Origin of the sequence: Variovorax sp. 54 (assembly GCF_002754375.1) — a bacterium.
GTDB lineage: Bacteria > Pseudomonadota > Gammaproteobacteria > Burkholderiales > Burkholderiaceae_C > Variovorax.
Genome location: NZ_PEFF01000001.1, coordinates 985,842 through 1,011,033, shown reverse-complemented (window position 1 = coordinate 1,011,033; position 25,192 = coordinate 985,842). Strand labels below are relative to the sequence as shown.

At 61.1% G+C, this 25,192-nt stretch carries 19 protein-coding genes and 5 pseudogenes; 15 read left to right on the top strand and 9 right to left on the bottom strand.

Going from position 1 to position 25,192, the window contains the following annotated elements; all coding sequences use genetic code 11:
• Positions 1–91 precede the first annotated feature (91 nt).
• From CLU95_RS04505 to CLU95_RS04470, 7 genes are all read left to right on the top strand, one after another.
• On the top strand, positions 92–2,824 hold the full coding sequence (locus CLU95_RS04505) for a LuxR C-terminal-related transcriptional regulator (protein WP_099790816.1): 2,733 nt from the start codon (positions 92–94) through the stop codon (positions 2,822–2,824).
• A gap of 680 nt (positions 2,825–3,504) precedes the next feature.
• Positions 3,505–4,305, top strand: coding sequence for an SDR family NAD(P)-dependent oxidoreductase (locus tag CLU95_RS04495; RefSeq protein WP_099790814.1), 801 nt, complete (start codon positions 3,505–3,507; stop codon positions 4,303–4,305).
• A 9-nt stretch (positions 4,306–4,314) separates the two neighbouring features.
• Complete coding sequence (locus tag CLU95_RS04490; protein ID WP_099790812.1) at positions 4,315–5,082, top strand: crotonase/enoyl-CoA hydratase family protein; 768 nt, start codon at positions 4,315–4,317, stop codon at positions 5,080–5,082.
• A 2-nt stretch (positions 5,083–5,084) separates the two neighbouring features.
• The gene (locus tag CLU95_RS04485) at positions 5,085–6,065 is read left to right on the top strand and encodes an NAD(P)H-dependent flavin oxidoreductase (RefSeq protein ID WP_099790811.1); all 981 of its coding nucleotides are present in this window, start codon (positions 5,085–5,087) and stop codon (positions 6,063–6,065) included.
• Between the two features lie 186 nt (positions 6,066–6,251).
• Positions 6,252–6,692, top strand: a complete 441-nt coding sequence (locus tag CLU95_RS04480; RefSeq protein WP_099790809.1) for a hypothetical protein — start codon at positions 6,252–6,254, stop codon at positions 6,690–6,692.
• Between the two features lies 1 nt (position 6,693).
• Entirely contained in the window at positions 6,694–7,842 is a 1,149-nt protein-coding gene (locus tag CLU95_RS04475; RefSeq protein WP_099790807.1) for a thiolase family protein, read from the top strand.
• 120 nt (positions 7,843–7,962) lie between these two features.
• Positions 7,963–9,171, top strand: a complete 1,209-nt coding sequence (locus CLU95_RS04470) for an ABC transporter substrate-binding protein (protein ID WP_099790805.1) — start codon at positions 7,963–7,965, stop codon at positions 9,169–9,171.
• A 102-nt stretch (positions 9,172–9,273) separates the two neighbouring features.
• Here the strand turns inward: CLU95_RS04470 and CLU95_RS30565 are convergent, their stop codons facing one another.
• Positions 9,274–10,044, bottom strand: coding sequence for a hypothetical protein (locus CLU95_RS30565; RefSeq protein ID WP_180288538.1), 771 nt, complete (start codon positions 10,042–10,044; stop codon positions 9,274–9,276).
• Positions 10,045–10,112: 68 nt separating this feature from the next.
• On the opposite strand from CLU95_RS30565, the gene CLU95_RS04455 reads away from it, so the two are divergent.
• Positions 10,113–11,213, top strand: a complete 1,101-nt coding sequence (locus CLU95_RS04455; RefSeq protein WP_143605958.1) for a DUF3800 domain-containing protein — start codon at positions 10,113–10,115, stop codon at positions 11,211–11,213.
• Positions 11,214–11,491: 278 nt separating this feature from the next.
• On the opposite strand, the gene CLU95_RS04450 is transcribed toward CLU95_RS04455, so the two are convergent.
• The gene (locus CLU95_RS04450) at positions 11,492–12,328 is read right to left on the bottom strand and encodes a glycerophosphodiester phosphodiesterase (RefSeq protein ID WP_143605957.1); all 837 of its coding nucleotides are present in this window, start codon (positions 12,326–12,328) and stop codon (positions 11,492–11,494) included.
• A gap of 333 nt (positions 12,329–12,661) precedes the next feature.
• On the opposite strand from CLU95_RS04450, the pseudogene CLU95_RS04445 reads away from it, so the two are divergent.
• Positions 12,662–12,949 (top strand): annotated as a pseudogene (locus tag CLU95_RS04445) (IS3 family transposase); the annotation flags it as partial.
• 83 nt (positions 12,950–13,032) lie between these two features.
• Here the strand turns inward: CLU95_RS04445 and CLU95_RS04440 are convergent.
• The 3 genes and pseudogenes from CLU95_RS04440 to CLU95_RS04430 form a co-directional block, all read right to left on the bottom strand.
• The gene (locus tag CLU95_RS04440; RefSeq protein ID WP_099790796.1) at positions 13,033–14,232 is read right to left on the bottom strand and encodes an MFS transporter; all 1,200 of its coding nucleotides are present in this window, start codon (positions 14,230–14,232) and stop codon (positions 13,033–13,035) included.
• 45 nt (positions 14,233–14,277) lie between these two features.
• Positions 14,278–14,361: pseudogene (locus tag CLU95_RS31075) on the bottom strand (DUF4148 domain-containing protein); the annotation flags it as partial.
• A 264-nt stretch (positions 14,362–14,625) separates the two neighbouring features.
• Positions 14,626–14,979: pseudogene (locus CLU95_RS04430) on the bottom strand (IS3 family transposase); the annotation flags it as partial.
• A gap of 524 nt (positions 14,980–15,503) precedes the next feature.
• On the opposite strand from CLU95_RS04430, the gene CLU95_RS04425 reads away from it, so the two are divergent.
• The 6 genes from CLU95_RS04425 to CLU95_RS04400 are packed head-to-tail and all read left to right on the top strand — an operon-like array spanning position 15,504 to position 20,575.
• A complete protein-coding gene (locus tag CLU95_RS04425) occupies positions 15,504–16,073 on the top strand; it encodes a carboxymuconolactone decarboxylase family protein (protein ID WP_099790794.1) in 570 nt (189 codons plus the stop codon).
• Entirely contained in the window at positions 16,073–17,308 is a 1,236-nt protein-coding gene (locus tag CLU95_RS04420; RefSeq protein WP_099790792.1) for an ABC transporter substrate-binding protein, read from the top strand. Before CLU95_RS04425 ends, CLU95_RS04420 begins: the two co-directional genes overlap by 1 nt.
• Entirely contained in the window at positions 17,308–18,108 is an 801-nt protein-coding gene (locus CLU95_RS04415; RefSeq protein ID WP_099790790.1) for an ABC transporter ATP-binding protein, read from the top strand. Before CLU95_RS04420 ends, CLU95_RS04415 begins: the two co-directional genes overlap by 1 nt.
• Positions 18,109–18,837 carry an ABC transporter ATP-binding protein gene (locus tag CLU95_RS04410; RefSeq protein ID WP_099790788.1) on the top strand — a complete coding sequence of 243 codons (729 nt, stop codon included), beginning with the start codon at positions 18,109–18,111 and terminating at the stop codon, positions 18,835–18,837.
• Positions 18,834–19,694 (top strand): branched-chain amino acid ABC transporter permease, encoded by an 861-nt coding sequence (locus CLU95_RS04405; protein ID WP_099790786.1) that lies wholly within the window; start codon positions 18,834–18,836, stop codon positions 19,692–19,694. Before CLU95_RS04410 ends, CLU95_RS04405 begins: the two co-directional genes overlap by 4 nt.
• Complete coding sequence (locus tag CLU95_RS04400) at positions 19,691–20,575, top strand: branched-chain amino acid ABC transporter permease (protein WP_099790784.1); 885 nt, start codon at positions 19,691–19,693, stop codon at positions 20,573–20,575. Before CLU95_RS04405 ends, CLU95_RS04400 begins: the two co-directional genes overlap by 4 nt.
• A gap of 217 nt (positions 20,576–20,792) precedes the next feature.
• Here CLU95_RS04400 and CLU95_RS04395 read toward each other — a convergent pair whose 3' ends face one another.
• The 4 genes and pseudogenes from CLU95_RS04395 to CLU95_RS04385 all read right to left on the bottom strand — a co-directional run bounded on the left by CLU95_RS04395 (position 20,793) and on the right by CLU95_RS04385 (position 24,968).
• Positions 20,793–22,514 (bottom strand): sulfatase-like hydrolase/transferase, encoded by a 1,722-nt coding sequence (locus tag CLU95_RS04395; RefSeq protein WP_257214534.1) that lies wholly within the window; start codon positions 22,512–22,514, stop codon positions 20,793–20,795.
• Between the two features lie 664 nt (positions 22,515–23,178).
• Positions 23,179–23,547 (bottom strand): DUF4148 domain-containing protein, encoded by a 369-nt coding sequence (locus CLU95_RS04390; protein ID WP_099790782.1) that lies wholly within the window; start codon positions 23,545–23,547, stop codon positions 23,179–23,181.
• A 178-nt stretch (positions 23,548–23,725) separates the two neighbouring features.
• Positions 23,726–24,131: pseudogene (locus CLU95_RS31395) on the bottom strand (transposase); the annotation flags it as partial.
• 115 nt (positions 24,132–24,246) lie between these two features.
• Positions 24,247–24,968: pseudogene (locus CLU95_RS04385) on the bottom strand (transposase).
• Positions 24,969–25,192: the final 224 nt, after the last annotated feature.

Sequence of the window (25,192 nt, the reverse complement as noted above, 5' to 3'; positions counted from 1 at the left end):
AACGTCGAGCGCCCCGCGTAAGATCGTTGCTCGGGGTGTGCGAGTGCATCACCTGGAGACAACGCCTCTTCGGCTTTTCGGTTCAGCAACGATGGCTTCTCGCTTCCAAGACCGCCGCCACGAAGGCGCAGCAGGGGCCGGTCACTCCGATCCCCAAAGCCCCGGGTGGGTATCACCGCGCACCAAACTGAGCCCACCTGCGCGCGTCGCTACCGAGATCGTGCGACCGAGAATCTCCGATGCGGCGCTGGGACCGCTGCACGTCAAGCTGATCCTGGTGCGAGCACCCGCAGGTTTCGGCAAGACCACCGCGATGGCCCAGATGCGAAGCAGTCTTGAAAGTTCTGGGACTGCGACCGTCTGGTTGACGCTTGATCGTGCTGACAACGATGTATCGCGTTTCCTGCAGTCCTTGCGATGCTGCGTTGACCATCTTCTCAATGCAGGCGACGTCGGCGACGACGACGCGCACGTGTTGCACCGGCTCTCTGCATACGAAGGCCGGTTCGCACTTTTTCTGGATGACTTCGAAGCCATTCATGTAGCCAGTGTCCACGAATGGGTGCGCGAATTCATCGCCCATCTCCCGCCCAACGGCCGCGTCATCATCGGCTCTCGCAACGTGCCAGATCTTCGACTTAGTCGCTTGCGCGCGCTCGGACAGATGTTCGAGATCGACTCTTCGCAGCTGAGGTTTTCGTTGGCTGAGGCTTCGAAACTTCTCGGCGGTCGCCATCAGGCCGGTCTTGCCCCGGAGGATCTGTCGCAACTGCACGGCAAGACGGAGGGTTGGATCACTGGCCTGTGGCTGGCGTCGGTGGCACTCGATCACCATGCAGAGAAGGCGGAGTTCGTGCGCAAGTTCTCCGGTTCCAACCTCTCGGTGGCTGACTACCTTCTGGGCGAAGTCTTCGAGCAGCAGTCTGAGAAAGTACGCCAGTTCCTCCTCAGGACGAGCATCCTGAAAGAGCTGACGCCGGGTTTGTGCAATGCGCTGGTTCCGCAGATAGAAAGTGCCGCAATTCTTCAAGCCCTCAGTGCGGAGAATGTGTTGCTCACCCTCGTCGAGGGCGAGGACCAGACCTACCGTTACCACAGCCTTTTCGCGAGCTTTCTTCAGTCTCAACTGCGGCGCCAGTCTCCCGACGCAGTTGCCGCCCTGCATCTGCAGGCAGCGCGTTGGTTCGCGGCACAAGACAGGCCGGTTCCCGCGATCGATCACTATCTCGAAAGCGGTGAACTATCGGAGGTTCTGCCATTGATGTCACGCCACATCTATTCCTTGCTTGCGCAAGGGCGAATGCGGCTGCTCGGGCGCTGGTTTGACAAGCTGCCACCGAACGCCCTTCGATCCCATCCGGCACTCAAGATGGCGCAGCTGTGGACCCTCTGCTTCACGCGTGGCCCTTGGGCGGCGATGACGGCGCTGAACATCTCCGGTCTGGCCGACTCGGCGGACGAGGATGTCTGGCCTCATGTTTCGGCACTGCGCCCCGTACTCTTCGGCATGATGGATCGGCAGGAGGATGCGTTCGAGGCCGGACGGCGTGGCCTCGCAAGACTGCCGAGCAGCGTCCCGTTTGCCGATGGCGCCTTGATCAACACGATGTCGGGTGTGTTTTCCATGCGGGGCCAGTCCTTCGAAGCATTGGAGCTGATGAGCGCCAGCCGGCGTGCGCAGAGTGAGAACAGCAGCCAACTGCATCGTATGTATGCGGAAACGATGGAAGGTACGCTGGATCTGTTTGCCGGTCGGATTCATGAGGCTCACGCTCGCTTCAGGACGGCTGTTGCAGCCACGATCGCTGAAGGGCGAAAGAGCACCGGCGGCAACGCTTGGGCGGGCCTTCTTTATGCCTTGACAACCTATGAACGAAACGAGATAGCCCATGCGACAGACCTGCTGAGGGTCTACATCCCGCAGACACGGAATATCGGACTGCCCGATCACATGATCCAAGGCTACCGAATGCTTTCGAGGATCGCGTTCCTGGCCGGCGACGTGGACGAGGTGTACAGACTCTTGACTGAGCTCGAGGCGCTAGGCCATGAGAGGCAACTTCCGCGCGTGGTCACCAGCGCCCGGCTGGAACGTTCGCGTGTGCAATTGCTGCAAGGCCACTCCATCGCCGCGCAGCAGGAATTGGCCAGAGTGAGCGATGACGCTGCAGCCAGCAGGACGCAGACCTTTCGGCTCGCTGGCAACGACGTCGACTATCCCCTTCTCGCCAAGCTGCGATGGGAAGCGGTCTCAGGAGACGCCGCGACAGCGGCAATCGCGCTGACTGCCGAGGCGGCGATCGCCTTCTCGGAGCAACGCCGCCGACGTGGCCTGGCCCTCGAGCTTGTGCTGGCCGTTGCCTTGGCGCGCTCGGGGCGGGAGCCTTCGGCGCTCATCGCACTCGAATCGACGCTGCGAGCCTGCCATCGGCAGGGCTTTGTGCGTATGGTGCTCGACGAGGGACCGCCACTCGGCGTGCTCGTTCGGCAGTTGCATGCGCGAGCCACTGCCGCAAGCAGCGTCTCGAGGGACGTCACTTTTCTTGGCTACCTCACAAATCTGCGAGAAGGCTATGGCTCGACCCTGCCCGTTGCGGCGCCCGACCCCTCCCAGCAGACGGTGCTGCTCGATCGGCTCACGGAGAAGGAGGTCCACGTTTTGCATCTCCTTGCCGAGGGGTACAGCAATATCGCCATGGCCGAGAAGTTGGGTGTCACGGACAGCACCGTCCGCACCCATCTGCGCAACATCAACAGCAAGCTCGCGGCGGGAAGTCGGATGCAGGCCGTCAGCGCTGCCCGGCGCTTGGGAATCGTGCGATAGAAAACGCTTCGCGCGTTGCGCTGCGCAGGCGTATCTCCTCGTCGGCTCCGGAAACATCCGCTTGTTCGTCCGGTGGCAAGTTCGTTGAACCCTCATCTTGTGGGCCGTGAAGCGCTCAATGGGCAAGCGTTTGCGCTCAGCCATCGTGCGAGGACTGCGCCAGGCGGTCGTCGGTAGGGCGCGTTTACACGCCTGCTATTTCGATCGGCAGTGCGAACTGTCGCCCCCTGTGCCGGATGACCAGAAGCTGCGGGTAGCCCTCCTTGCCGAACAGGGCCACAGTCGAGTCCCCGTTCGTTGAGCGCGCGCATCACATCGCACCCGACCGAACACGGCGTGCCGCCCCGCTGCGTGCAGGCAAGTCGATCCGTGGCTGGTGCTGCGATAGCGCGTCGCACGATGCCATTTCGTATTGCCCTGCAGTCGACCTGAAGCGAAGGTTTCCAATCGTTCATGCCGCGGAATTCGGATGAATTCATTCTGAAGGTCTCGCCTCGCGCCGCCATTTATTTTTTGGGGTGCTCGTCGCTTCCGACGATCTCGAAAGAAGGGCTCCTCTCTACATTCATTGCAGTGCATCGCACACAGAGACAACAGGAAAGGCGGAGCAGCGCCAACCATGGAGATCTCTGAAGCGCAGCATGCACACCGATTTTTTGGAAGAAGAAAGGAAAACACGAATGAGCGCCAAGACCCACATATTCAATCTTGATGACCGTGTTGCCGTGGTCACTGGTGCAGGCCAGGGCGTCGGCAAGGGCATCGCGCAGATGCTGGCCGCGCACGGCGCGGCCGTGGTGGTCAATGACTACTTCGGTGAACGCGCGCAGGCGGTGGCGCAGGAGATCAAGGCGGCGGGCGGCAGGGCCGAGGCCATCCAGGCCGACGTGACAGACTACGCCAGCGTGGGCGCCATGTTCGAGAAGGCACATGCAATCTTTGGCAAGGTCGATATCCTCGTAAACAACGCGGGAAATGCAGGCGCCAACCCTGGCAGCCACTCCGACAGGAAGCCATTCTGGGAATCCGAGCCCTCCGATTGGGCGCGCTTCATCTCGGTGAATCTGGATGGCGTGATGAACTGCAGCCGCCATGCCTTGCCGGGCATGGTGGATCGGCAGCACGGTCGACTGATCACGATCATCTCCGACGCCGGCCGCTCGGGCGAAGCGAATGGGTTGGAGGTTTACTCCGCAGCCAAGGCCGGTGCAGCAGGCTTGACCCGTGGCATCGCGCGCGGCGTGGGGCGGTACGGCATCACTGCAAACAACATCGCGATTTCTGCGACCTACACGCCGGCAATTGCCGCCGCCGTTGCAAATCCGGAGTTTCTCAAGAAGGCGCTCGCCCAGTACGTGGTGCGCCGCCTGGGCGAGCCTTCTGATGTCGCCGCCATGGTGCTTTTCCTGGCATCGGGGGCAAGCAGCTGGATCACCGGACAGACCTATCCGGTAAATGGCGGTTTCTCGTTCTCGATGTAAGGCACAACCATGAGCAAACCTCTTGTCTTCACCGAGCGGCTGGGTCCGATCCTGATCATCACGATCAATCGGCCCGAGGCCAGGAACGCGTTCGATGCCGCCACCGCGAAGGCCATGTCGGACATCGTTGACGATTTCGACAACGACCCGTCGATTTTCCTGGCGGTGGTCACTGGGGCTGGCGGCACTTTCTCCGCCGGCGCAGACTTGCGCGCCGCAGCGCGTGGTGAGTTGGCCTCGACGCCCGAGCGAGGTGGCTTCGGCATCTTCAAACGCCCGCCGGCCAAACCGCTGATCGCGGCAGTGGAAGGGCATGCGGTGGGCGGCGGCATGGAGCTGTGCATGTCCTGCGACCTGGTGGTTGCCGCGAGCGATGCGAAGTTCGGTCTGCCCGAAGTGCGCCACAACGTGGTCGCACTCGGCGGCGGGTTGTTCCGCGCCCCAAGGCGCGTTCCCTACAACATCGCAATGGAGTTCCTGCTGACGGGCGATATGCAGAGTGCTGCAACTTTGCAGCAATGGGGCTTCGTCAACCGCGTGAGCGAACCAGGCCAGGCGTTGGCTGGAGCGCTGGAATTGGCCCAGCGGATCTTGCGCAACGGACCAACCGCGCTGGCAGCAACCAAGCAGATCGTGCGAGCGGCTGTCGACTGGACCGAGAGCGAGGCGTGGGTGCAGCAGATGGCGATGGCCAAGCCCGCCCTCGAGTCGACAGACCGCAGGGAAGGCGTGCAAGCCTTCCTTGAGAAGCGCGCTCCAGTGTGGCAAGGACGTTGAGCATGACTCGTCTTCCAGACCACATCGCCGGACGACTTCACCTGCCTGTGATTGCGGCGCCCATGCTGCGCGTCTCGGGGCCTGACCTCGTGATTGCCACCTGTCGCAGTGGTGCGATCGGCGCGTTCCCGACCGCCAATGCACGCAGCGCGGAGGAGCTCGATGCGTGGCTGACGCGCATTGTTTCGGAACTAGGCGATAGCGATGTGAAGGCTGCGCCCTGGTGCCCCAACCTGATCATCCACCGCGGCGAGGAGTCCTTGAAAAGGGATGTGGAATTGATCGTGCGCCACGGCGTGGAGATGGTGATCACCAGCGTCGGCTCTCCCGCGCCGGTGATCGCGCCACTGCACGACGCAGGATGTCTGGTGTTTGCGGATGTCGCGACGATCAAGCATGCGCGAAAGGCCATTGAAGCGGGCGCAGACGGCCTCGTGCTTCTGACCGCGGGTGCCGGCGGCCAGACCGGTTGGCTCAACGGCTTCGCGTTCGTGCGGGCCGTTCGCAGCTTCTTCGATGGCCCACTGGTGCTTGCCGGCGGCGTGAGTGACGGGGCCGCTCTTCTCGCCGCGCAGGTACTCGGTTGCGACCTGGCCTACATGGGGACCAAGTTCATTGCCGCCGAGGAAAGCATGGCGTCACAGGCATACAAGCAGATGCTGGTGAACTCCAGTGCCGACGACATCGTGCTGACGAGCGCCATCACCGGGCTGCCGGCAAGCATGCTGGTGCCGTCGCTGCTGGCGGCAGGTCTCGATCCGGCTGCACTCGACGAGTCCATGACGCCGGAGAGGGCCCGTGAGCTCTTCAGCCAGGCAAAGGACCCCAACCGTGCCCGCCGCTGGACCGACATCTGGAGCGCGGGGCATTCGGTCAGCGGCGTCGGTGCGATCGAACCGGTTGCCGAGATCCTGGCGGCGACTGGCCGCGAGTTCGACGCCGCGCGCTACAGGATGCGTTCGATGGTGGAGACGTGCCAGTGACCATCGGTCTTCCGACGCTTCGGAAAAGACGGATTCCTGAGCGAACACATGGCCGGTCGGTTGTACGGCGACGTCCGGAGACGGCGCACCTACGGTGGCACAAGAGAAATCATCAAAGAACTGATCTCGCGGGCGCTCAAGTCGACCGTCTCGCGTCCCTCTCTTGACCTTTTTCCAGGAACTCTCATGACCACTTTGCGAAATCAAGGCTTCTATGCAGAAGAAGGCACAGCGGCACTGCTGACTTCGCCTGCGCTGCGCGCCGTCAAGTCCAGCAGCGGACACATCAGCTTCCCGCCGCAGCACTATGGCTGCCAGCTCACCGGCGACACAGGCGAGAGCCTTGTCGAGGTGCTCCTGAGCGGCCGCGGGCGCCTGCATGCTCAATCGACAGTTCACATGCATTCGAGGCCTGTGCCGCCCGTTCCCTTCACGGTGGTCGAGGTTGTCTTGGATGACGGCCCGCTTGTACGGGGACTTCTTGCGACGGCCCAGACGGCGCCACTGAAGCACGGCGCGACGCTCGTCACCTGTCTGGAGGAGGTGCAGAACGAGGCGGGAGAAACGGTGCGCGACCTGCGCTTCATTGCCGAGGATAAAGCCAACGGCAACGGCGAGGAGAATTGAAATGGCAAAGACACTGGCACAACTGCGCCCCGTGTACGTCGTGGGCGTGGGCTGGCATCGCTACCAGGAACTGTCCGAGACACCCTACGTACAACTGGGGCTGACGGCGGTCCGCCAAGCGCTCGCCGACGCCGGAGCAAAGTGGACCGACATCGAGACGAGCTATGTCGGCACTGCACTGCTGGGCATGGCCAGTGGCAGGCCGATGCTGAGCCATCTGGGCAGCAACCAGAGTTCGATCGTTCACATCGAGAACGCCTCCGCCTCAAGTTCGGCAGCATTCCGGCACGCCTGCATCGAAGTGGCTTCGGGCATCAGCGACGTGGGTCTGGTTGTGGGCGTGGACAAGCCCGCGCGAGTGGATAACGCCTTGAAGCAGACCGGAATCCAGCACCTCGCAGCCGACGAAATCGTGCCGTTCACGCATTTCGCCCTGCTGACCGACGCCTATATGGGGAAGTACAACGCCACCATCGAGGATGTGGCACGCGTGGCGGTCAAGAACCATGGCAACGGCGCGAAGAATCCCAACGCACATCGCCAGAAGGTGCGCTCACTCGAAGACATCCTGAAGGGACGCGCTGTGTCGGGATTTCTTACCACACTTCAGTGCTGTCCGGTTGGAGAGGGCGCTGCCGCGGTGGTAATCGCCTCCGAGGAGGGCATCAAGCGCCTCGGCCTTGACGCATCGCGCGCCGTGAGAGTTTCCGCGTCGGCGGCCATCAGCGAGACCGTCTATCCACCGGAGGTGGGATTCGATGCCGAGTTGACCCGGCGGGTGAGCGAGATGGCCATGGCGCAGGCCGGTATCAAGGCCTCACAGCTCGATCTGATCGAACTGCATGATGCCTTCGCGGTGGAAGAGCTGCAGTACATCGAGGCTATGGGCATCTGCAAGCCGGGCGAAGCGGTCAGGTGGCTGAAAGAAGGCGCTTTCGACATCGGCGGCAAGGTGGCTGTTAGCCCTTCCGGTGGCCTTATTGCCATGGGGCATCCCATTGGGCCGACCGGCGTGGGCCAGATCGGAGAGATCACGATGCAGTTGCGCCGCGAGGCTGGCGACCGGCAACACAGGGGCGCAAGGATTGGCCTGGCTCATATGGTGGGCTTGGGTGCGGTGGGCTATGCCCACGTGCTGCAACGCGACTGACCAACGCTGAGAGCATCACCGGCCTTCAGGCTGCCCCTATCGGCAGGCGGCGATCAGTCTGCCCGGATACGGACCTGCGGCACCGCATCGGCATAGCCATCAACAACGAAGGAGACATGCATGAAAACGACATTGCGTATTCTGGCCTCGCTGGCCGCATTTGCGGCCCTGAGCGTGGGCGCCCAAAACAACAAGAGCAAGTACGACGAAGGGGCATCGGAAACCGAGATTCGCATCGGGCATACGAGTCCGCAAAGCGGACCGGCATCGGCTTGGGGTGGCACTGGCAAGGCCATGGCCGCCTACTTCAAGATGGTCAATGACAACGGAGGTATCAACGGCCGCAAGATCAACTTGATAACCTACGACGACAGCTACGAACCTGCGCGCACGGTCGAGGCGACTCGCAAAGCAATCGAGTCCGACAAGGTGCTATTCATGGCCGGCGGCATGGGCAGCAGCACGCAACTTGCGGTCGCACCCTACCTGAACCAGAAGAAGGTGCCGCAGCTGTTCCTGGCTGCTGCTGCCTCCAAGCTGACCGATCCGAAGAAATTCCCGTACACGCTGATCCTCGCGACAACGTACGAGTTTGAAGGCGGTTCGTGGGCCAGGCATCTGTCCCAGACCAAACCCAATGCCAGGGTTGCGGTGATCTATCAGGACGACGAGGCCGGGCGGGCGGTTCTGAGTGGGTTCAAATCGAAGCTTGCCGGCACCAACATCGCGGTGGTTTCCGAGCAAACATACACGGTGGCGGACCCCACGATCGACTCGCAGATCATCGCGATGAAGAACTCCGGCGCCGATGCGGTGCTGATGGTGACGATCTCCAAGATGAGTGCCCTGGCGTTGCGCAAGATCCGCGCACTCTCGTGGGATCCGGTCATCTATGTCAGCGCAGGTGGCTCTTCGCCGAAGGCATCTTTCGCGCCCGTGGGCCTCGAGAGTGCCAGAGGCGTGATCATGGCGACATGGAGGCCGAACGTCAGCGCCAAGGAGTTCGAAGGTCTGCCTGAGGTCAAGGCCTACAGACAGTTCCTCGCCAAGTATCTCCCGAGCGTAGATATCACCGATGACATCTACACCGCCGGGTACAACACGGGAGCGGCGACTGCCGAGGTGATCCGATTGGCTGGTAACGATCTGACCCGCGAGAACATCCACAAGATCGCGTCGAACCTCAAGGCGGTTCGCCTGCCGCTGATGCTGCCCGGGATCAGCCTCAATACGACCCCTGCGGATTTGCGCCCCCTCAAGCAGGCGCAGTTCTTCAGGTTCAACGGCATTGAGTACGAAGCTCTCGGGCCGATCCACTCGCTCGAGTAAGGCCGCCGGCTGCGAATTGATTCGGGCCAACGGCACCCCGGAAGGACCTCGGCGTTCAGTTACCTGAGTGGCTCCTACCACCCCTCGACGAGCGCGATCTGCTCAAGGATCGGGCCACGCGAAGCGTGGCTGCAGCACAGGCTCGCGGCGCTTGCCAGCACAGTCGGGCAGCTGCGCACCACCCTGTACCCACAGCTCACCACCCGTCGCGGTGATCACTCCGGTCTGGGTGACGGTACCACCGTTGAGCACCAGCTTGCCGCCGGCCACGCCAAGGGGGCCGGCATTGTTGAAGGAGCCATCGAGCGTAAGCGCCGAGGTGGGGGCGACGTTGAATAGGCCATTGCCGATGCTCGCGAGCAGGAAGCCGCCCGAGGCGATCGACAGCGGCTTGGTGATCTGCGGCAGCGCGGCCGGCGTGCCGATGGCGATGTTGCTGCCTAGCGTGATTGTCGAACTCGGGTCGGGATCTGCATTCGCCAAAGCGATAGCAGCATGAAGATCTGCCTCGCTATTCACGATGTAGTTCGCCGCCTGCGCCGGCAAGGCTGCGGCCAGCAGCAGGCCAGCCGCAACGCCCGCGCTACGTTGCGTCCCTGCGGCACCGTCGCCCCGTGGTGCTCGTGCGCGCTGGCCCACAACGCCAACGGCACGACCACCGTGACCGATTCGGTCGGGCGTGCGACGACGTACCACTACGTCATCCGCGATGGCGAGCATGCGGTGTAGCGCGTGAGCATTCGGATACTTCGAGGAGTCGACGAGATTCATTGAGCCCTTGAGGCAGAGAGCCGCGGCGAGCGATGCGTACGCGAGCGATGTGTACTCATGGGTCTCGCGCGCGACCGCAGCGGTGGGACGGACTGTGTCCATGTTGGAAACAAAGAGTTCTCTATGGGGGAATTATCCGAGTCGCATAGAGCGGAAGAATCCCCAACATAGTGATTACCATCTATATCAATGAAAGCGGCCACAGCGGTGCCATGATTAACGGTGGCATAGGCTACGACTTCAAAGGGAAACCTTACTTTGCATTGGCGGGCGTCGGGCTTCAGGATGGATACGATTGGGATGAGCGCATCAAAGAGTTGCGCGATCGCTACCGCGTTCCGTCGGGCGAACTAAAATTCGAATCACTAGTGTCAAAGCCAAAGTTCTCTGCGGCTGTGATCAACGCGCTGCTTGACCAGCAGGCTCCACTTTTCGTCGAGGTGGTCGACAAGCGTTACTTCATCTGCACGTGCATCGCGTCATTCCAGCTTCTACCCCCTTGTCTTGGCTATCCCGAGTCGATGCGGCTTGAGTTCCTCAAGAATGCCGTCGCGGATTTCTTGAACGCCCATGCAAGTGGGCGTGTGCTAGACAGCTTCGTCGCGTCTTGCTTAATGCCGGGGGGGGCGACACTTCGTGCATCGTTTTCCAGCCTGCGCGACTTGGCTACGAAAACTACTTATGAAGGGGCGGCAGCGCAGGTCGCCAAAGGGTTCGGTCTCATGGTCGAAGTGGTGGAAGCCGAGTATCGCGAGCTGAGTGTTGCTCAGCATCACCCTTGGTTGAACTTTCTCCCTCCTCCAGAACTCAATAGACATTCAAAGCAGGGTTGGATGTTGCTAAACCTGACTTCATTCACGAGCATCTACGCCCGCATGAATCGCTACTACAGGCGCCGCTTGGCCGGTATCAGGCTGGTGCACGATCAACAGTTCGAGGTGGGGAGTATTCTGCGTCAGGATAAGGCTGCTGCTGAACGAATGCGCAGCAAGATGGATTTGCCCTACACGTCCCGATTCGATGACCGCGTCGAGCAGGTGGACGCCCTTGATCCAGGCCAATCACACGAAGTTGTGGGCGTGCAGATTGCCGATGTCGTGGCGGGAGCCACCATGCGATTCTTTCGTGATTCGAACACAAGCACATCCATGTCTTCCGAGTTGCGCGAGGCCATGATGCGGCTGATCTCCGCAGAGGACGAGCGCACAGGTTACGGCCTCAAACAGGTCGTGCCGACCGGTAAGGTTCGCACCAGTGTCCCAGTTGCATAGGTTCCTGATCGACCGGGTGCTCAACGTCGCCAATGGAATCCCCAATCTTCGCGCGGCCTCGTGACCGCTCACCAAGACGGACAGCCTGATCGCTTCGATCTCGTTCGCATATTTCCGCCTAAGCGCATCGCCACCTCTCATTTCCTTTCTCCGTACTCTAAAAGTTATCAACTTCTTGCTGTACTTGAAGTCGAGGAAGGGTCAAGGCGTGGGCTATGACGGAGGCGGCCAGGAGCATGTAGTTCATGATCGAGATGCTGGCACTTTCAGCACGGTCACTAATGAACCGCGGGTCGGGCACAAGCGGTGATTGCGTAGTGATCGTCATCCGAAAGGATGACTTTCACCTCGGAGATCGTGGACAGGTGCCGCAGTATGCTGGCGTCGTTTACTGTCGATAGCAGGACAGCAACCCGACCGAAGTTCGCGGCAGTGACCGGCGTGTACCGGGCTGCGCTCATCGAGATGGCGCCGGCCCCAGAGAATGCATAGGCCAGCTTCATAATGGCCGTATTCAGTTCGGACACTAGTACACCGTATTTCTGGTCGTTGGGGCTCACCGCATAGCTCGTGTAGATGCCGCGGTCGGTCAGCCAGGACAGGTACAGCGGGTTACTCGACTCGACCACCGCCCGTTCTTTGAGTCGGTAGCGCTGGATTAGGGTTGCCAGTCGTTGTGTCGCCCTGCGCGCGGCGGCGGGTGACAGCTTGCGCAGGTCCTTGGCATCTAGCCAGAAAAATCCGCTATCTGTGAACTCTGACAGTACCGATTCGAGCTTCAGCGGTTCGCCGTCGAACAACGTGTAGGGCCGGTCGTGCGAGACCACGAAGTCGTCTAGTTTTTGGTCAAAGAGAATATCGATCTCCACGCCGCTTGCGCCTCTCCCGTAAGCTGCCCGCATGCTTCGCAGGCTGTTCTCTCCACCGATGGCTGCGTAGCCGCGATGTCCCCATACCTTGTGGCATGGTGAGAACGGAAATACCGGCGCCAGTGCAGTAGCCCGCCGGTATAAAACATCGCTCAGAGACAGTAGCAAGCCGAACAGGAAGAGCGGGCCGAACAGAAAGAGCAGCCGCGACAGCCAGGGTCGGCGGGCCGTAGTACTGGTCATCATCGGGCCTCGCGGTGTGTGCGGCGGCCTTCATGCAAAGGCCGGTGGATGTTCGTAGAAAATTGCATCGCGCCCACGGGCATCAAGCGCAGTGATCGGCTTGGGCGTCACAGCTGCGTGGCCGAGCGCAGGCCTCCGCGCCTAGCAGGCAGGCTTCGGCTCGGCCACAGGCCGATACAACAAGCAGAAGCAGGACGGATTTTGTTCGACTCAGCGACGGTTTGATCGTAGGATTCAAAGCTTCATGAAGCTGGGCGAGATCATCTTTCTGAAGATTCACGAAGAAATTTTCGCTCTTTCCCGCCATGAGATCTCTTGTCAAATGCCGAATCGCTTGGCGCTCACTATCGCTGGTTGGACGGCTATCGCACATCGCCGATGCGAAGCTGATTCGTTCGATGTCGCACATGGGGCGCTCGCCTGACAACGCGGCGTGCGAAGGCTTCTTCGGTCAGCTGAAAACGGAACTGTTCTACCCTCGAGACTGGAGGGCCGACCACGGTCGAGCCGTTCATCAAAAAAGTTGATTCCTACATCCGCTGGCATAACGAAAAGCCGATCAATATCTCCCTTGGCTCTCTGAGCCCCATCGAATACCGACAACGTCTCGGGCTTGCGACATAAAACCAGTCCAAGTTTTATCCGCACCCCCGGCAGACCACACTGTGAGTAACTTGGTAATCTTCAAGATGACCAAGTTTTCCCGGTTACGTCCGCGCGCGGTCGATGCCGCCTTGTGGCCCGTTTGCCAGACCGTTTTCTTTCGACGTCCCGAGAAGGAGGGCCAAAGCCGCAAGCGCAAAGAAAGCTCCTACCACGCCGATCGACGTGACGGAGGTAAATTCGATGGCGGCAGCGCCGATCCCGGCTCCCAACGCACCTCCAACATATGTCGCTGAAGAGTTCAACGACAACGTAACAGGTGCAAGCTTGGGATCGATTTGGACCAGTCGAACTTGCTGAAGAGACGGCAATGCCCAGCCGGACACGCCCCACAAAACGACGCATCCAATTGCAGCCCAAAAAGATCCACGACTGGACGGGAACATCGCTAGCGCGGATAGCATTGCGAATGCGAATGCCATAGCGGTTGTAGCAGCCGCGATAAATCTTCGACGGTTCCAGCGATCGGCGGCATATCCCCCCCAGCCGTTCCCGACAGCGGCCGCCAAGCCGAAGACGAGATATATATATGCGACGTTTCGTGGCGCCACATCAAAAATCGTCTCGAAATAGGTCCCGAGGTAGGTGGCGACTGCAAACGCACCGGCTAGAGAAAGGACCGTGAGTGCAAGTACCGCCAGAACATCAGGTCGGCGGGCAACGGAGATTCTTTCGGACAGCCCGACTGCAGGCGGGGCCGGGACAGGTTCCAGTTTCAGCCAAATTCCGATCAATGCAACTGCTGAGATCAGTGCGACCGCTTCGAATGTGGATCGCCAGTCAAAATGTGCAGCGAGTAGCGTGCCAAAAGGAACACCTATCACCAGCGCAATGGTCATTCCGCTGTAGATGAAGGAGAGCGCGCGGCCGCGACGCTCGGGTGCGATCGCCATCGAAGCATAGCCTGCCGATGCAGGCATGAAGGTTCCGGCTGACAGGGCTAGAAGGATGCGTGCGAAAGCAAGAACGAAATAGTTCGGCGCCCAGGCAGCAAGGAGGTTGGCCGCCGCGAAAACCGCCATCGCGGTTAGCAGAAGCGTTTTGCGTGGAACTCTCGCCGTCGCCACCGCGATTAGCGGAGTCCCGGCGGCGTAGGCCAGCGCAAACATAGTAACGAGGTGACCTGCAGCCGAGACGGATACGCCGAGATCTTTCGCCATTCCAGGCAAAATTCCCCCGATCATGAAGCCTTCCGTTCCAATGGCGAAGGCACCCAGCGCTAGCCAGGCTAGATTTCGATACATGGTTCAGACCCGTTCAAGTGTTCAATGACATTTGAACTTTGTATGAACGCCTTCGTAGGTCTCTGCTTGGGCGCTAGCGATAGAAAAAATGGTCAGGGCGGCAGCAGCGAGGATTTGCGAGGTCTTCATATTCAGTTCTCCAAGTTGTTCGTCGAATGATTCGTCCACTAGGCTTGCTGGTTCGCTCGCCCTTGCGGCGAGTCTCAGACGAGATGCCTTAGCGAAAGCGCTCGAATCGGAGACGCAGAATTTCCTCTATAGAAACAATGCTGACATCGACGCGTCCGCGTAGCGACGTATGCACCACCAGCCTGTTGGATTCCGACGATCTCTGACCCTGAGAGGTGCGGATAAAAACTTGGACTGGTTTTACGTCGCAAGTCCAAGACTCTCTCAGTACTCGATGGGGCTCAGAGAGCCAAGGGAGATATTGATCGGCTTTTCGTTATGCCAGCGGATGTAGGAATCAACTTTTTTGATGAACGGCTCGACCGTGACGGCCCTCCAGTCCCGAGGGCAGAACAGTTCCGTTTTCAGCCGGCCGAGGAAGCCTTCGCACGCCGCGTTATCTGGCGAGTACCCCTTGCGAGACAGCGAGCGAACCAGCTTCGCGTCGCTGATCCGCGATAGCCAACCGAGCCAGCGATAGTGAGCGCCACGATCAGAGTGGACGACGGGCCGGTTGTTGGTATCAGCCACCGTCTCGATGGCAGCATCCAGTATCGTGTTGACGAGTTCAGCGTCTGGATGCTCCCGTGCATTCAAGCCCTCCGCGCGCCCGTTCGAATGTGCAAAAGCCACCGATCCCCTCAAGTTTTCGACTATGAAGTGACCTCTCGCAGTTCGGCGCAGGAGGCTTATGAGTGTTCTGACTAAGCTTGCTACGAATGAGAGCAAGTGGACTGAATTGTTCGGTCGTATGCGAAGACACAATTGAACGTTTCCACTACAAACATTGTTCGTTGCGAGCAGAAGCCGCGATGGGGCGATGCAGGCAGGTTTCCCGATGACTCAAGAAATTCGCCTCAATGCTTTCATTGAGGAGCTGCGTTAAGCCCATCGTTCAACTGCCGGTTCCCGAACTGCAGACGTGCGGCGCCTACAAGGAGACGTATGAACCTGGAACTCTGCACGCGAAGCTGCTAAAGCAGCGGGCCGCTCTCGCCGACAGCCGCATCGTGCCGCCTCTCGCCGGAACGGCTGAACACCGACCTTCGGCGGCCACGCGCTGCCGACTTTCATATCTCCTGACTTTTTTCTAAAGCACCGACATGCCCAGAGTTTCCGAATTGGACCCCGCTTCCTTCGACCCGCAGTTCAAAGATCTGTTCGAGCGTTTCACTGGTGGCGGTACCGCCTTCGCCGACCAGTTCTCCGTGATGGCCCATGTGCGCCCTGCGGCCGAACACCTGTACGCCATGCTGCTCGAACTCAAGGCGCGCGAGGGCGTTTCCTATCGCTACGTGGAGATGGCCGTCGTGGTGGTGTCGCTGCTCAACCAGTGCACCTACTGCGTCGACAACCATGCACCGCGGCTGTCGGTGGAGGGGATTTCGCGCGAAGGCGCATTGAACCTACTCGACTTCGCCGAACACCCCGAACTGACGCCAATCGACAAGGTGGTCGTTGAGTACGCGATCGCGGTCACGCAGGCACCGCAACGCATCCGCGATCAGCTCATGACCCGTCTTCGCGCGCATTTCAGCGAGGCCCAAGTGGTCGAGCTGACGTTGCGTATTTCCCTGTGCGGTTTCTTCAACCGCTTCAACCAAGCCCTTCAGATCGGAGAGGACGACACGTCCGTGCCGGCCACCGAAGTTTCGCAACCGAGAAGTATTTGATGACCCGTTTCCACCCGATCTCGCGGCGTGCCGCGCTGGCACTTGCCGTTGGAGGCCTCGCACTGCTGGCTGCGCCGCATGCCGCCCTGGCCCAGTCCGCTGCAGAGCCCATCCGCATTGGTGTGCTGGCGTCGCTGAGTGGCAGCGGCGGTGCTTACGGCGCAGGCATGGCGGATGCCGCGAAGAAGGCGGCCGAGTTCATCAATGCCGAGGCTGGCGGCGTGCTCAACGGCCGCAAGCTGGAGATCGTGATTGAGGACGACGAGAGCAATCCGACGGTCGGCGTTGCAGCGACGCACAAGCTGCTCGAAGTGTCCAAGGTTTCTGCCATCGTCGGCGTGTGGAGCAGCGCAGTCGCCATGGCGATCAAGCCGCTGACTATCGCAAAAGGTGTGCCGTTGCTGATGACCGGCTCGGGCGATGAGGTGACCCAGGGCGATAACAAGGGATTGGTCTGGCGCTTCCAGGCCACCGGCCGCGACTGGGGCCAGGTCTTCGCGCGCGCCGTCGCTAAGGACGGTGCACGCAAGGTGTCGGTGCTGGCGTTGCAGACACCTTTTACGCTCAGCATAGTTCCGCCTTTCGTAAACGAATTCAAGAAGGGCGGTGGCGAGATTCTCGACGTCGTCTACTACAACCCGAACCAGCCGTCGTACCGCGCCGAGGTGGAGAAGGTGTTCGCCAAGAACCCCGAAGCGGTGTTCCTGCCCAGCTATCTGTCAGACCTTTCCGCGGTCTCGCGCGAGGTCTACCGCGGTGGCTTCAAAAGCAAGATTTACGCGAACTCTTCGGCAGCGGACGCAGAAGGTGCTTTCATCAAGAACGTCGGTAAGGCCGTGGCCGAAGGCATTCATCATGTGCAATCTATCCCGCCCAAGGACTCTACCGCCTACAAGACCTTCGCGAGCCGCGCTGGCATCGCGCCGAACACGCTGGCGATCTTCCCGTCCAACGTGTGGGATGAAATCTCCGTCCTCGCGCTGGCCATCGAGAAGTCGGGCAGCGCCGATCCCAAGGTGTTTTCCAAATCGATCCTCCAGGTGACCAGCGGCATCGGAACGAAGGTCGAGAACCCGGTCGACGGGCTCAAGGCCCTGCGCGCCGGAAAGGCCGTGGCCTACAGCGGCGCCGGGTCGCAGTTCACCTTCACGCCCACCGGCGACCAGCTCAATCGTGAGTTCGGCCACTTCGTGATCCGCAATGGCGTGAACGAACTGGTGGACGTGCTCAAGTAATGAGGGCTGCAGTCATCGAACGCCAGGCCGGTGCGCCGGCCTCGCAGGCCCGGCTGGTCGCCCGGGACGTGTCTCTGGCCTTCGGTGGCGTGGCCGCCTTGCGCAAGGCGACGCTGGCCATCGCGCCATCGCTCATCACCGGCATCGTCGGTCCGAACGGCGCCGGCAAGTCGACCTTGTTCAATGTCCTCGCCGGAACACTCAAGCCCGACCAGGGGCAGGTGCTGTTCGGTGGCGAGGACATCACCGGGCTGGCCGTGCATCGCCGGGCTCGGCGAGGCATCGCGCGCACCTTTCAGTTGTCGCGGGAGCTCGATAGCCTCACGGTGCTCGAGAACCTGTTGCTGGCGGCGCCCGACCATCCGGGCGACGCCATGCGATCGGTGTTCTTCGGACGCGGCAAGGTCCGTCGGGCCGAGGCGCAAGCCAGCGAGCGCGCCGTGGCATTGCTCGACCGCGTGCGGCTGATCCGGCTGCTCGACGAGCCCGCCGGCAGCCTGTCGGGCGGCCAGAAGAAGCTGCTCGAGTTGTGCCGTGCGCTGATGCGCGACCCGGAGGTCATCCTGCTGGACGAGCCGGCCGCGGGCGTCAACCCGGCGCTGATCGACGAACTGGTCGATTTCATCCGCACGCTGCGCCAGGAAGGCATGACCTTCGCCATCGTGGAGCACAACATGGAGATGATCGCCGCGCTGTGCGACACCGTCTATGTGCTGGCCGAAGGCACGGTGTTGACGCAGGGCAGCTTCGCCGACGTCACGGCCGACCCGCGCGTGCAGCAGGCTTACCTGGGAGGCTGAATGACTGCATCGCTTTCGATCGAGAACCTTCACGCCGGCTACCACGGCAAGAACATCCTGCACGGAGTCGCGCTGGAACTGCCCGCGGGCAGCGCCCTGACCATCATCGGCCCGAACGGGTCCGGCAAGTCGACCCTGCTCAAGGCGGTGGTGGGGCTGCTGCCGCTCTCGGAGGGCCGCCTGCTGCTTGCCGGGCAGGACATCAGCCGGCTGGACGCGCCCGCGCGGGCGCAGCGCGCCATGGCCTACGTGCCGCAGGAAAACAACGTGTTCCGCAACATGGACGTGGCGGACAACCTGCGCATGAGCGGCGAGTTCCTGCAGTCCGCGCGCGCCGCATCGCCGCTGCGCGCGCGCATGGACGCGATGCTTGAGCTTTTCCCCGAACTGCGGCCGCACCTGCGAACCTCGGCGGGCCTGCTCAGCGGCGGACAACGCCAGATGGTGGCGATGGCGTCCGCGCTCATGCAGTCGCCGGCGCTGCTGGTGCTCGATGAGCCCTCGGCCGGCCTGTCGCCACGCAATGCCGAACTGCTGTTCGTGGTCATCCGCCGCATCCGCCAGACCGGCGTCACGCTGCTGATGATCGAGCAGAACGTGCGGCTGGGCCTGTCCGTGGCCGACACCGGCCTGGTGCTGGTGGCCGGCAAGGTGCGGCGGCTGGGTGCCGCCACCGAACTTGCGGCCGACTCAGGCCTGCACCACCTCTACCTGGGAAGCGGCCAATGATGCAGCTCTTGTTCAACGGCCTGGTCTCGGGCATGTTGGTGGCCTTGCCTGCATTGGCGCTGGCCCTCACGTTCAGCGTGCTGCGCTTCGCCAACTTCTCCATCGGCGCGATGCTGACCGTCGGGGCCTACCTGATCTACTGGTGCAACACGGCCCTGGGCCTGAGCCTGCCGTGGGCCGCTGTCGTGGGCACCGCCCTGGCCGCGCTCCTGGCGGTCGCGATCGACTTCCTGGTGTATCGGCCCTTGCGCGACCGTTCCACGATCACACTGCTGGTGGCCTCGATGGGTGTGTCCTTCGTGCTGGAGAACGCGGTGAGCTTTCTCGCCGGCAACACGCCGGTCGGCTACGCGGTCGACGTGGCCCGTCCACTGCGCTGGGCCGGGCTGCGGGTCAATCACGAGCAACTGCTGGGCGCGGCGATGAGCCTGGCCAGTCTGCTGCTCATCGGCCTGATTTTCGGCTACACCCGCCTCGGCCGCGCCATGCGGGCGGTGGCCGACAACCCATCGCTGGCAGCCACGCGGGGCGTCTCGCGCCAGCGCGTGGTCTCCATCACCTGGCTGTTGTCGGGCGCGTTGGCGGCCATCGCAGGCATGCTGATCGGGCTGGACACGACACTCGATCCGCAGATGGGCTGGAACTACGTGCTGCCGGTCTTCGCGGCGGCGATCCTCGGCGGGCTGACCCATCCGCTGGCCGCCATTCCGGGTGCGCTCGTGATGGGCGTATTCGCCGAACTGTCCACACTCGTACTGCCTCCGCACTATCGCACGCTGGTCGCGTTTGCCGTGCTCAGCCTGCTGCTGGTCGTCAGGCCGTCCGGTTTGCTGGGCAGCAAATGGGTCCAGAAATGACGACGTATCTCTTCTCCATCCTCGTTCTCGTGACCATCGCCAGCCTGGCGGGGCTGGCGCTCAACATGCAGTGGGGCCTGACGGGCCTAGTCAACTTCGGGCTGTTCGGCTTCTACATGCTGGCCGCCTACCTGTGCGCGCAGATGGCGACGCAACTGCACTGGAATCCCTGGTTGGCCATGCTCGCGGCCGTCGCATTGACGGCCTTGGCTAGCGCACTGGTGAGCCTGATCTCGATACGGCTGTCGGAGGACTATCTCGCCATCGTCACCCTGGGTTTCGCTGAGAGCCTGAAGCTCGTGATCACCTACGAGTCCTGGCTTACGCGCGGCAGCCTGGGCATCTCCGCCATCCCGCGGCCGGTGGAGGACGACACGGTCTTCCTGGCGCTGGCGGTCGTCCTGCTGGCGCTGGTGTTCGCGGTGTTCGAACTCGTGGCGCGTTCGCCGCTGGGGCGCACGGCACGCGCGCTGCGCGACGACCCCGTGGTGGTCGCGACGCTCGGCAAGAACGTGCTCGGCATGCGGCTCAAGCTCTTCGCATTGGGCGGCGCCGCCGTCGGCGTCGCGGGCTGCCTGCATGCCTTCTACTACCGCTACATCGACCCCACGCAGTTCGGCCCAATCATCACGGCCTATGCCTTCATGGCCGTCATCATCGGCGGGCGCGGCAGCCATCGCGGCGTGCTGCTGAGCGCGGGCACGGTGATCCTGCTGCTGGAAGGCACACGCTTCCTCAGCGACTACGTCTCGTGGCTGAGCCCCAGCCAGCTGGCCTCGCTGCGCCTGATGCTGATCGGCGTGGGGCTGATCCTGATGCTGATCTACAGGCCGCAAGGGATGACGCGCGAGTACCGGTTGCGCAGCAGGCGTTCGAGCTGATGGTCTGCGAGCAATGCAGACAGAGATCACGCGAATGGGATGTTCGTCCCCGCGATCAGATTTCATCACTCTCACGGGCATCCAGCGCAGTGATCGGCTTGGGCGACACCGTATCCGGATACGCGTCAACCAAGAGCCAGGGGAAATTTCGTGAGCGTCGAAAAGAGTACCGTCACGAAGAGTAGATGAAGACAGGCCCTTCGAAAGTTGAACCGAGCTACTCACTCGATCTCATTTCGACTTGGTAATGCATGCCGAGCGATGCTCGTTCAACGACAGGTCGAACAACCGGTAGCTCTGGAAATCTCCAACGATAGGAGTCGTCCAACAAATTCCGATCCGGTCTATCTCCTGGCCACTGAAGATGCAACAGATTTGTGATCGTCCAGCCACTCCAATCTCCACGGAAAGCTCGCTCCGCCTTGGCGGAGGCGAATAGATCTGCGGGACGATTCGACCAGATGAGAGTAGGAATCCGATAACCGGCGGCGGTTGTCGAACTGTGCCCTGCACGATTGCTCTCGTGACCCACCTCTTGGCCATGATCCGAGAGGTACATCCAAGCAAGGTAACCGTCGCTGGAGGATATGCGACGAGTCATTTGGAGAGATCTGGCGACAACGAAATCGTGATATTGAATGGCTGCGTCATATTGATTGCGAAGCCGTCGCAGCCAGATGGGGCGATTCTTACGCACCAGATCAAGCTCAACCTGATCCTCTCTTGCGCGAGCGGGCCCGGTGCCTGGTGGAATGCGAAGCGCGTAATGAGGATGAGCGCCAATCATGTGCACCACAATCAGCTTGTGTGGTGCGGCGTCACGAAGTGCCACGTCGAGGTGGTCTAGCAAGTTCTCGTCAAGTGCGGTTGAGGAGCGGCCAGGTTTTCGGTTCAGCATTATGAAGACATTCGACAGCCTCGCGTGCTCCTGCTCGATTGCAATGTCGTCTTGGTTGCTCAGCCACCAGACTTTGTAGCCCGCCGCTCTCGCGAGTGCGAGCAAATGCTGTGGATTTTCAGTAGAAGGCATTCCGAACCTGAAGATGTTCCGTAGGGCCGGCAAGGTGCTGGCGTCAACAGACCATGCATTTCGGACAACCATGAGGCTATCGCCCAGTACTTTTTTCTCAGCAATCAAGCCTGGGGTAGTGGGCCTACCGTAGCCATACAGTGACATGTTGTCTCTGTTGATGCTTTCACCAATCACAAGCACGACCGTCGCCGGCCCGCTGCGGTTGAGTACCGGGGCTACGGCCATTGCACGCTGGAGTGAGACCCTACGAACGTCATCCAAGTCGCTCCAGCTTTCGCGAAGAGTGCTAACGGATCCAGCCCAAGTGATCCAATAGATCAGCGGAAGGTTGCGGCGCCACGGTTTGCTTGAATAGGCGACAGCACTGACCAGAAGTAGGAGCATGATCAGAATAGTTTTCGACCGCGAGAGGCCAGTTGACGTTCTGCGCCGGCCTCTGCTTGAAAAATGGCCCACGAGCAACAACGTTCCCACGACACACATGCATGAGATACCGAGCGATCGCCAGTTGGTCGATAGGTATTCGAGCGCTTCTCGAACGTTCGTGTTTGCGCTAGCGCCGATGATGACCGATGCCTCGGGTGCGCTTCCGTAGGACGCCATTAGGTATTGGCGAGCAGCCCCGTCGAAAGAAAATCCAAGTACCCAGAGCGTTACGGTCACGGTACGAAATCGATTCAATCCGACAGAATCCACCGGCCATAGCAGCCACGCAATCATGGGGATAGCCAATACGAGCAACTGCGCCGCCTGCCGCGCCTCGTGCCCAAGAAATATCGACACAGCGACTGCCATCAAGATCACGAGAAAGGCAAATATACCGTTGCCGGATTCTCCTGCCGTCATCCCTTGTGCCGCCTGCCGGGAGAAATTTTTCTCATCGAACCATCGAGTTTTCAAGTGCATCCGCCAGTCTTCGAGACAGAGCGAACGTCCATCGATCGCAATCTTCCCACTCCCTTTGGGCGACTTTCGATTCCGAGCCAATTACGGAAATTTTCGCGGAGCGCGAGGCCGGATTGCGTTGCGACGGATTTCCCTTGCAACGCGGTATCGCGTGATCTATATGTCTTCATGGATCGAAAGCATCTGCCCGGTGGGCTGTGTTTTCCTTGAACAGGTACACGATCGAAAGAATTCAATCGTCATCTGGCTTGTCTTAACTGCATACTTATCCAGCATCGACAGCACGAACTTTTCTACTCGTGCGCGGTTATTTCCTGCAGCGCTGGCCCCGGAAATTTGCACAGGCCGATACGTGTGGAGACTGCTCCTGAGGGCGAGGTCCTCGCCAACGAAGATTTGAGAAAAGATGAGAAGAAGCCCCCCGCCGCACGCACTCAGCGGCGTTCAAAGCGCAGGTGGCGCTGGCCGCCGTTCGAGGCAGAGACGCTGGCCGAGTTGGCGCAGCAGCATGACGTGCGCCCGAACGAGACAAGGCCACATCCAAGATGACGGAAAATCTGAAGAGAGAAAAGCCCACGTGGCCAGGCCACTTAGCTACACAACGTATCGGCGGGGTTCGAGCGGCCCCTTTTCAGTTTCAATAAGCCACAAGGGGCCGCTTCACTTACTTGGCAACGGCGCTCGATCCTTGCTGGGCTTGAACGTCCACGTCCATCGGGTGCTGCATGTTCGAGATCACTTTGCTGTTGACGCGCGAGCCGGCGGTCACGTTCTGGTTGGGAGCGTAGGCGGTGCGAACGGCTTCGGCTTCAACGATCGAACGCTCCTTCGACACGGCGACCGTTTCCGGGCCGCGCGAGCCGCGGGTCACGTTCTGGTCCGGAGCCGATGCGGTGCGCATGGCCTCGGCGTGGACTTCTTCACGGCTCTTGGTCGAAACGGCGGTGTGCACGCCTTCGTAGGTTTCGGCTTGGGCGCCAGCGGCAGCGAAAAGGGTCAGGGCGGCAGCAGCGAGGATGTGCAAGGTCTTCATACTCTGTTCTCCAGGTCGTTCGTTGAATGGTTCGTCCACTAGGCTTGCTGGTTCGCTTGCCCTTGCGGCGAGTCTCAGACGAGATGCCTTAGCGAAAGCGCTCGAATCGGAGACGCAGAATTTCCTCTATAGAAATAATGCTGATATCGATGCGTTTGCGCAGCGGCGTATGGCCGCCGAGCCCTTCGTCTTCCAGACGGCGTTGGCTTCGAGGCCTGCTGAGCCACGCGTAGAAGCCGCTCCGCGAGACACCGGGGGGCCTCGCGAATCGTCGACACCGGCCGGGCCCTCGGTGTTTCGCCGTGAAGCCGAATCTCACATCTCTCGCGCGAAGTAGGTCGCCGTTGTTTTCAGTAGGGTGCGCTCCATCCGGAGCTTGGCGTTCTCCTTCCTCAAACGCTCCAACTCGACCTGCTCGGGCTTCACACGCCCTGACCGGGGATCGCCTGCAGCGGGTCGACCGCAGCCTCGCGTACCCACTTGCGCAGCACGTTCTCTTGCACATCGAGTTCGCGCGCCGCTGCGCCCCGCGCTGCTGTCGTCTCTTTTGCAGGCTGTTGAAATTCGACGTTGTGCACGTCAATTGGTGAGCTTGATCACGCGGTTGGAGGCAGATTAGCGAGGACTTGGCTGTCAGCATCGACCGATGAGGCTTGGCGTACGCCGGCCACGCGTCGACCGGGGGGGCCGTTCGGCGGCTCATCGCACAGCCTCTTGAGGTCCGATGCACAGTATTCGAGCCGTCCGCGCGATATTGCTGGCCGTCATGGTGAGCCTGAACTGCTGGTCGACGCGCTGGAGTCCGCGATACATCGTCTGTCGTCTCCGCCCGACCGTCTTTGCCCAGCCGAAGTGCTCTTCGATACGCTTGCGCACGACCTGGCTGGCAGCGTAGCCAGCGTGACGAGTCGTTCGTCCATCGACGGCGTTCCCGCCCGAACGAGTCGTGTGGCTGGCCACGTGCGGCGTCACGCCCCGCTTGCGGCAACCGGCGAGCGTGCCGTCCACCGAGAAGTGCTCCTTGCTCAGCAGCTTGCGCTTGTCGGCCGCCGCATCACCTAGGCAAAGAAGCTCCCAACGACGGCGTGCTCCAACAGGCGATCACGGTTCTTGGAAAAGACTGAGTGGTCCCAGACCTCGTCATCGATGGCCAGTTCAATGAACCAACGAAATAGCAGGTTGTAGCGAATCTGCTCCATCAGTTGCCGCTCGCTGCGCACGGAGAAGAACACCTGGATCAACATTGCCCGCAGCAGCTTCTCGGGGGCAATCGACGCTCGCCCGGTCTCGGCGTAGATCGTGTTGAACAGCCCGTTCAAGCCGATCAGCGCTTCATTGACCAGCCCCTGGATGGCTCGCAGTGGATGGTCTGGTGGTACGAAGTCGTCGAGCTTGGCCAGCGTGAACAAGCCTTCCTGCATTCCATCTGATCCGCGCGTCGGTATCACCCACGTCGAGGGGGAGGGTAGTCTGTTATAGCCAACAGCCAAGTTTGAAGTCGCGTCGTTCAGGCCTGCTGTGTTGCGTCGCAAGTCGAGCGGAAGGCATGACGTAGGTCAATCCGCGATGCCGCAGGGAGTGAATATGGAAGAGAGAATTCAGCTCAACGATGGGCAGTGGACGACGCTGCTCCGTCTGGCCGCTG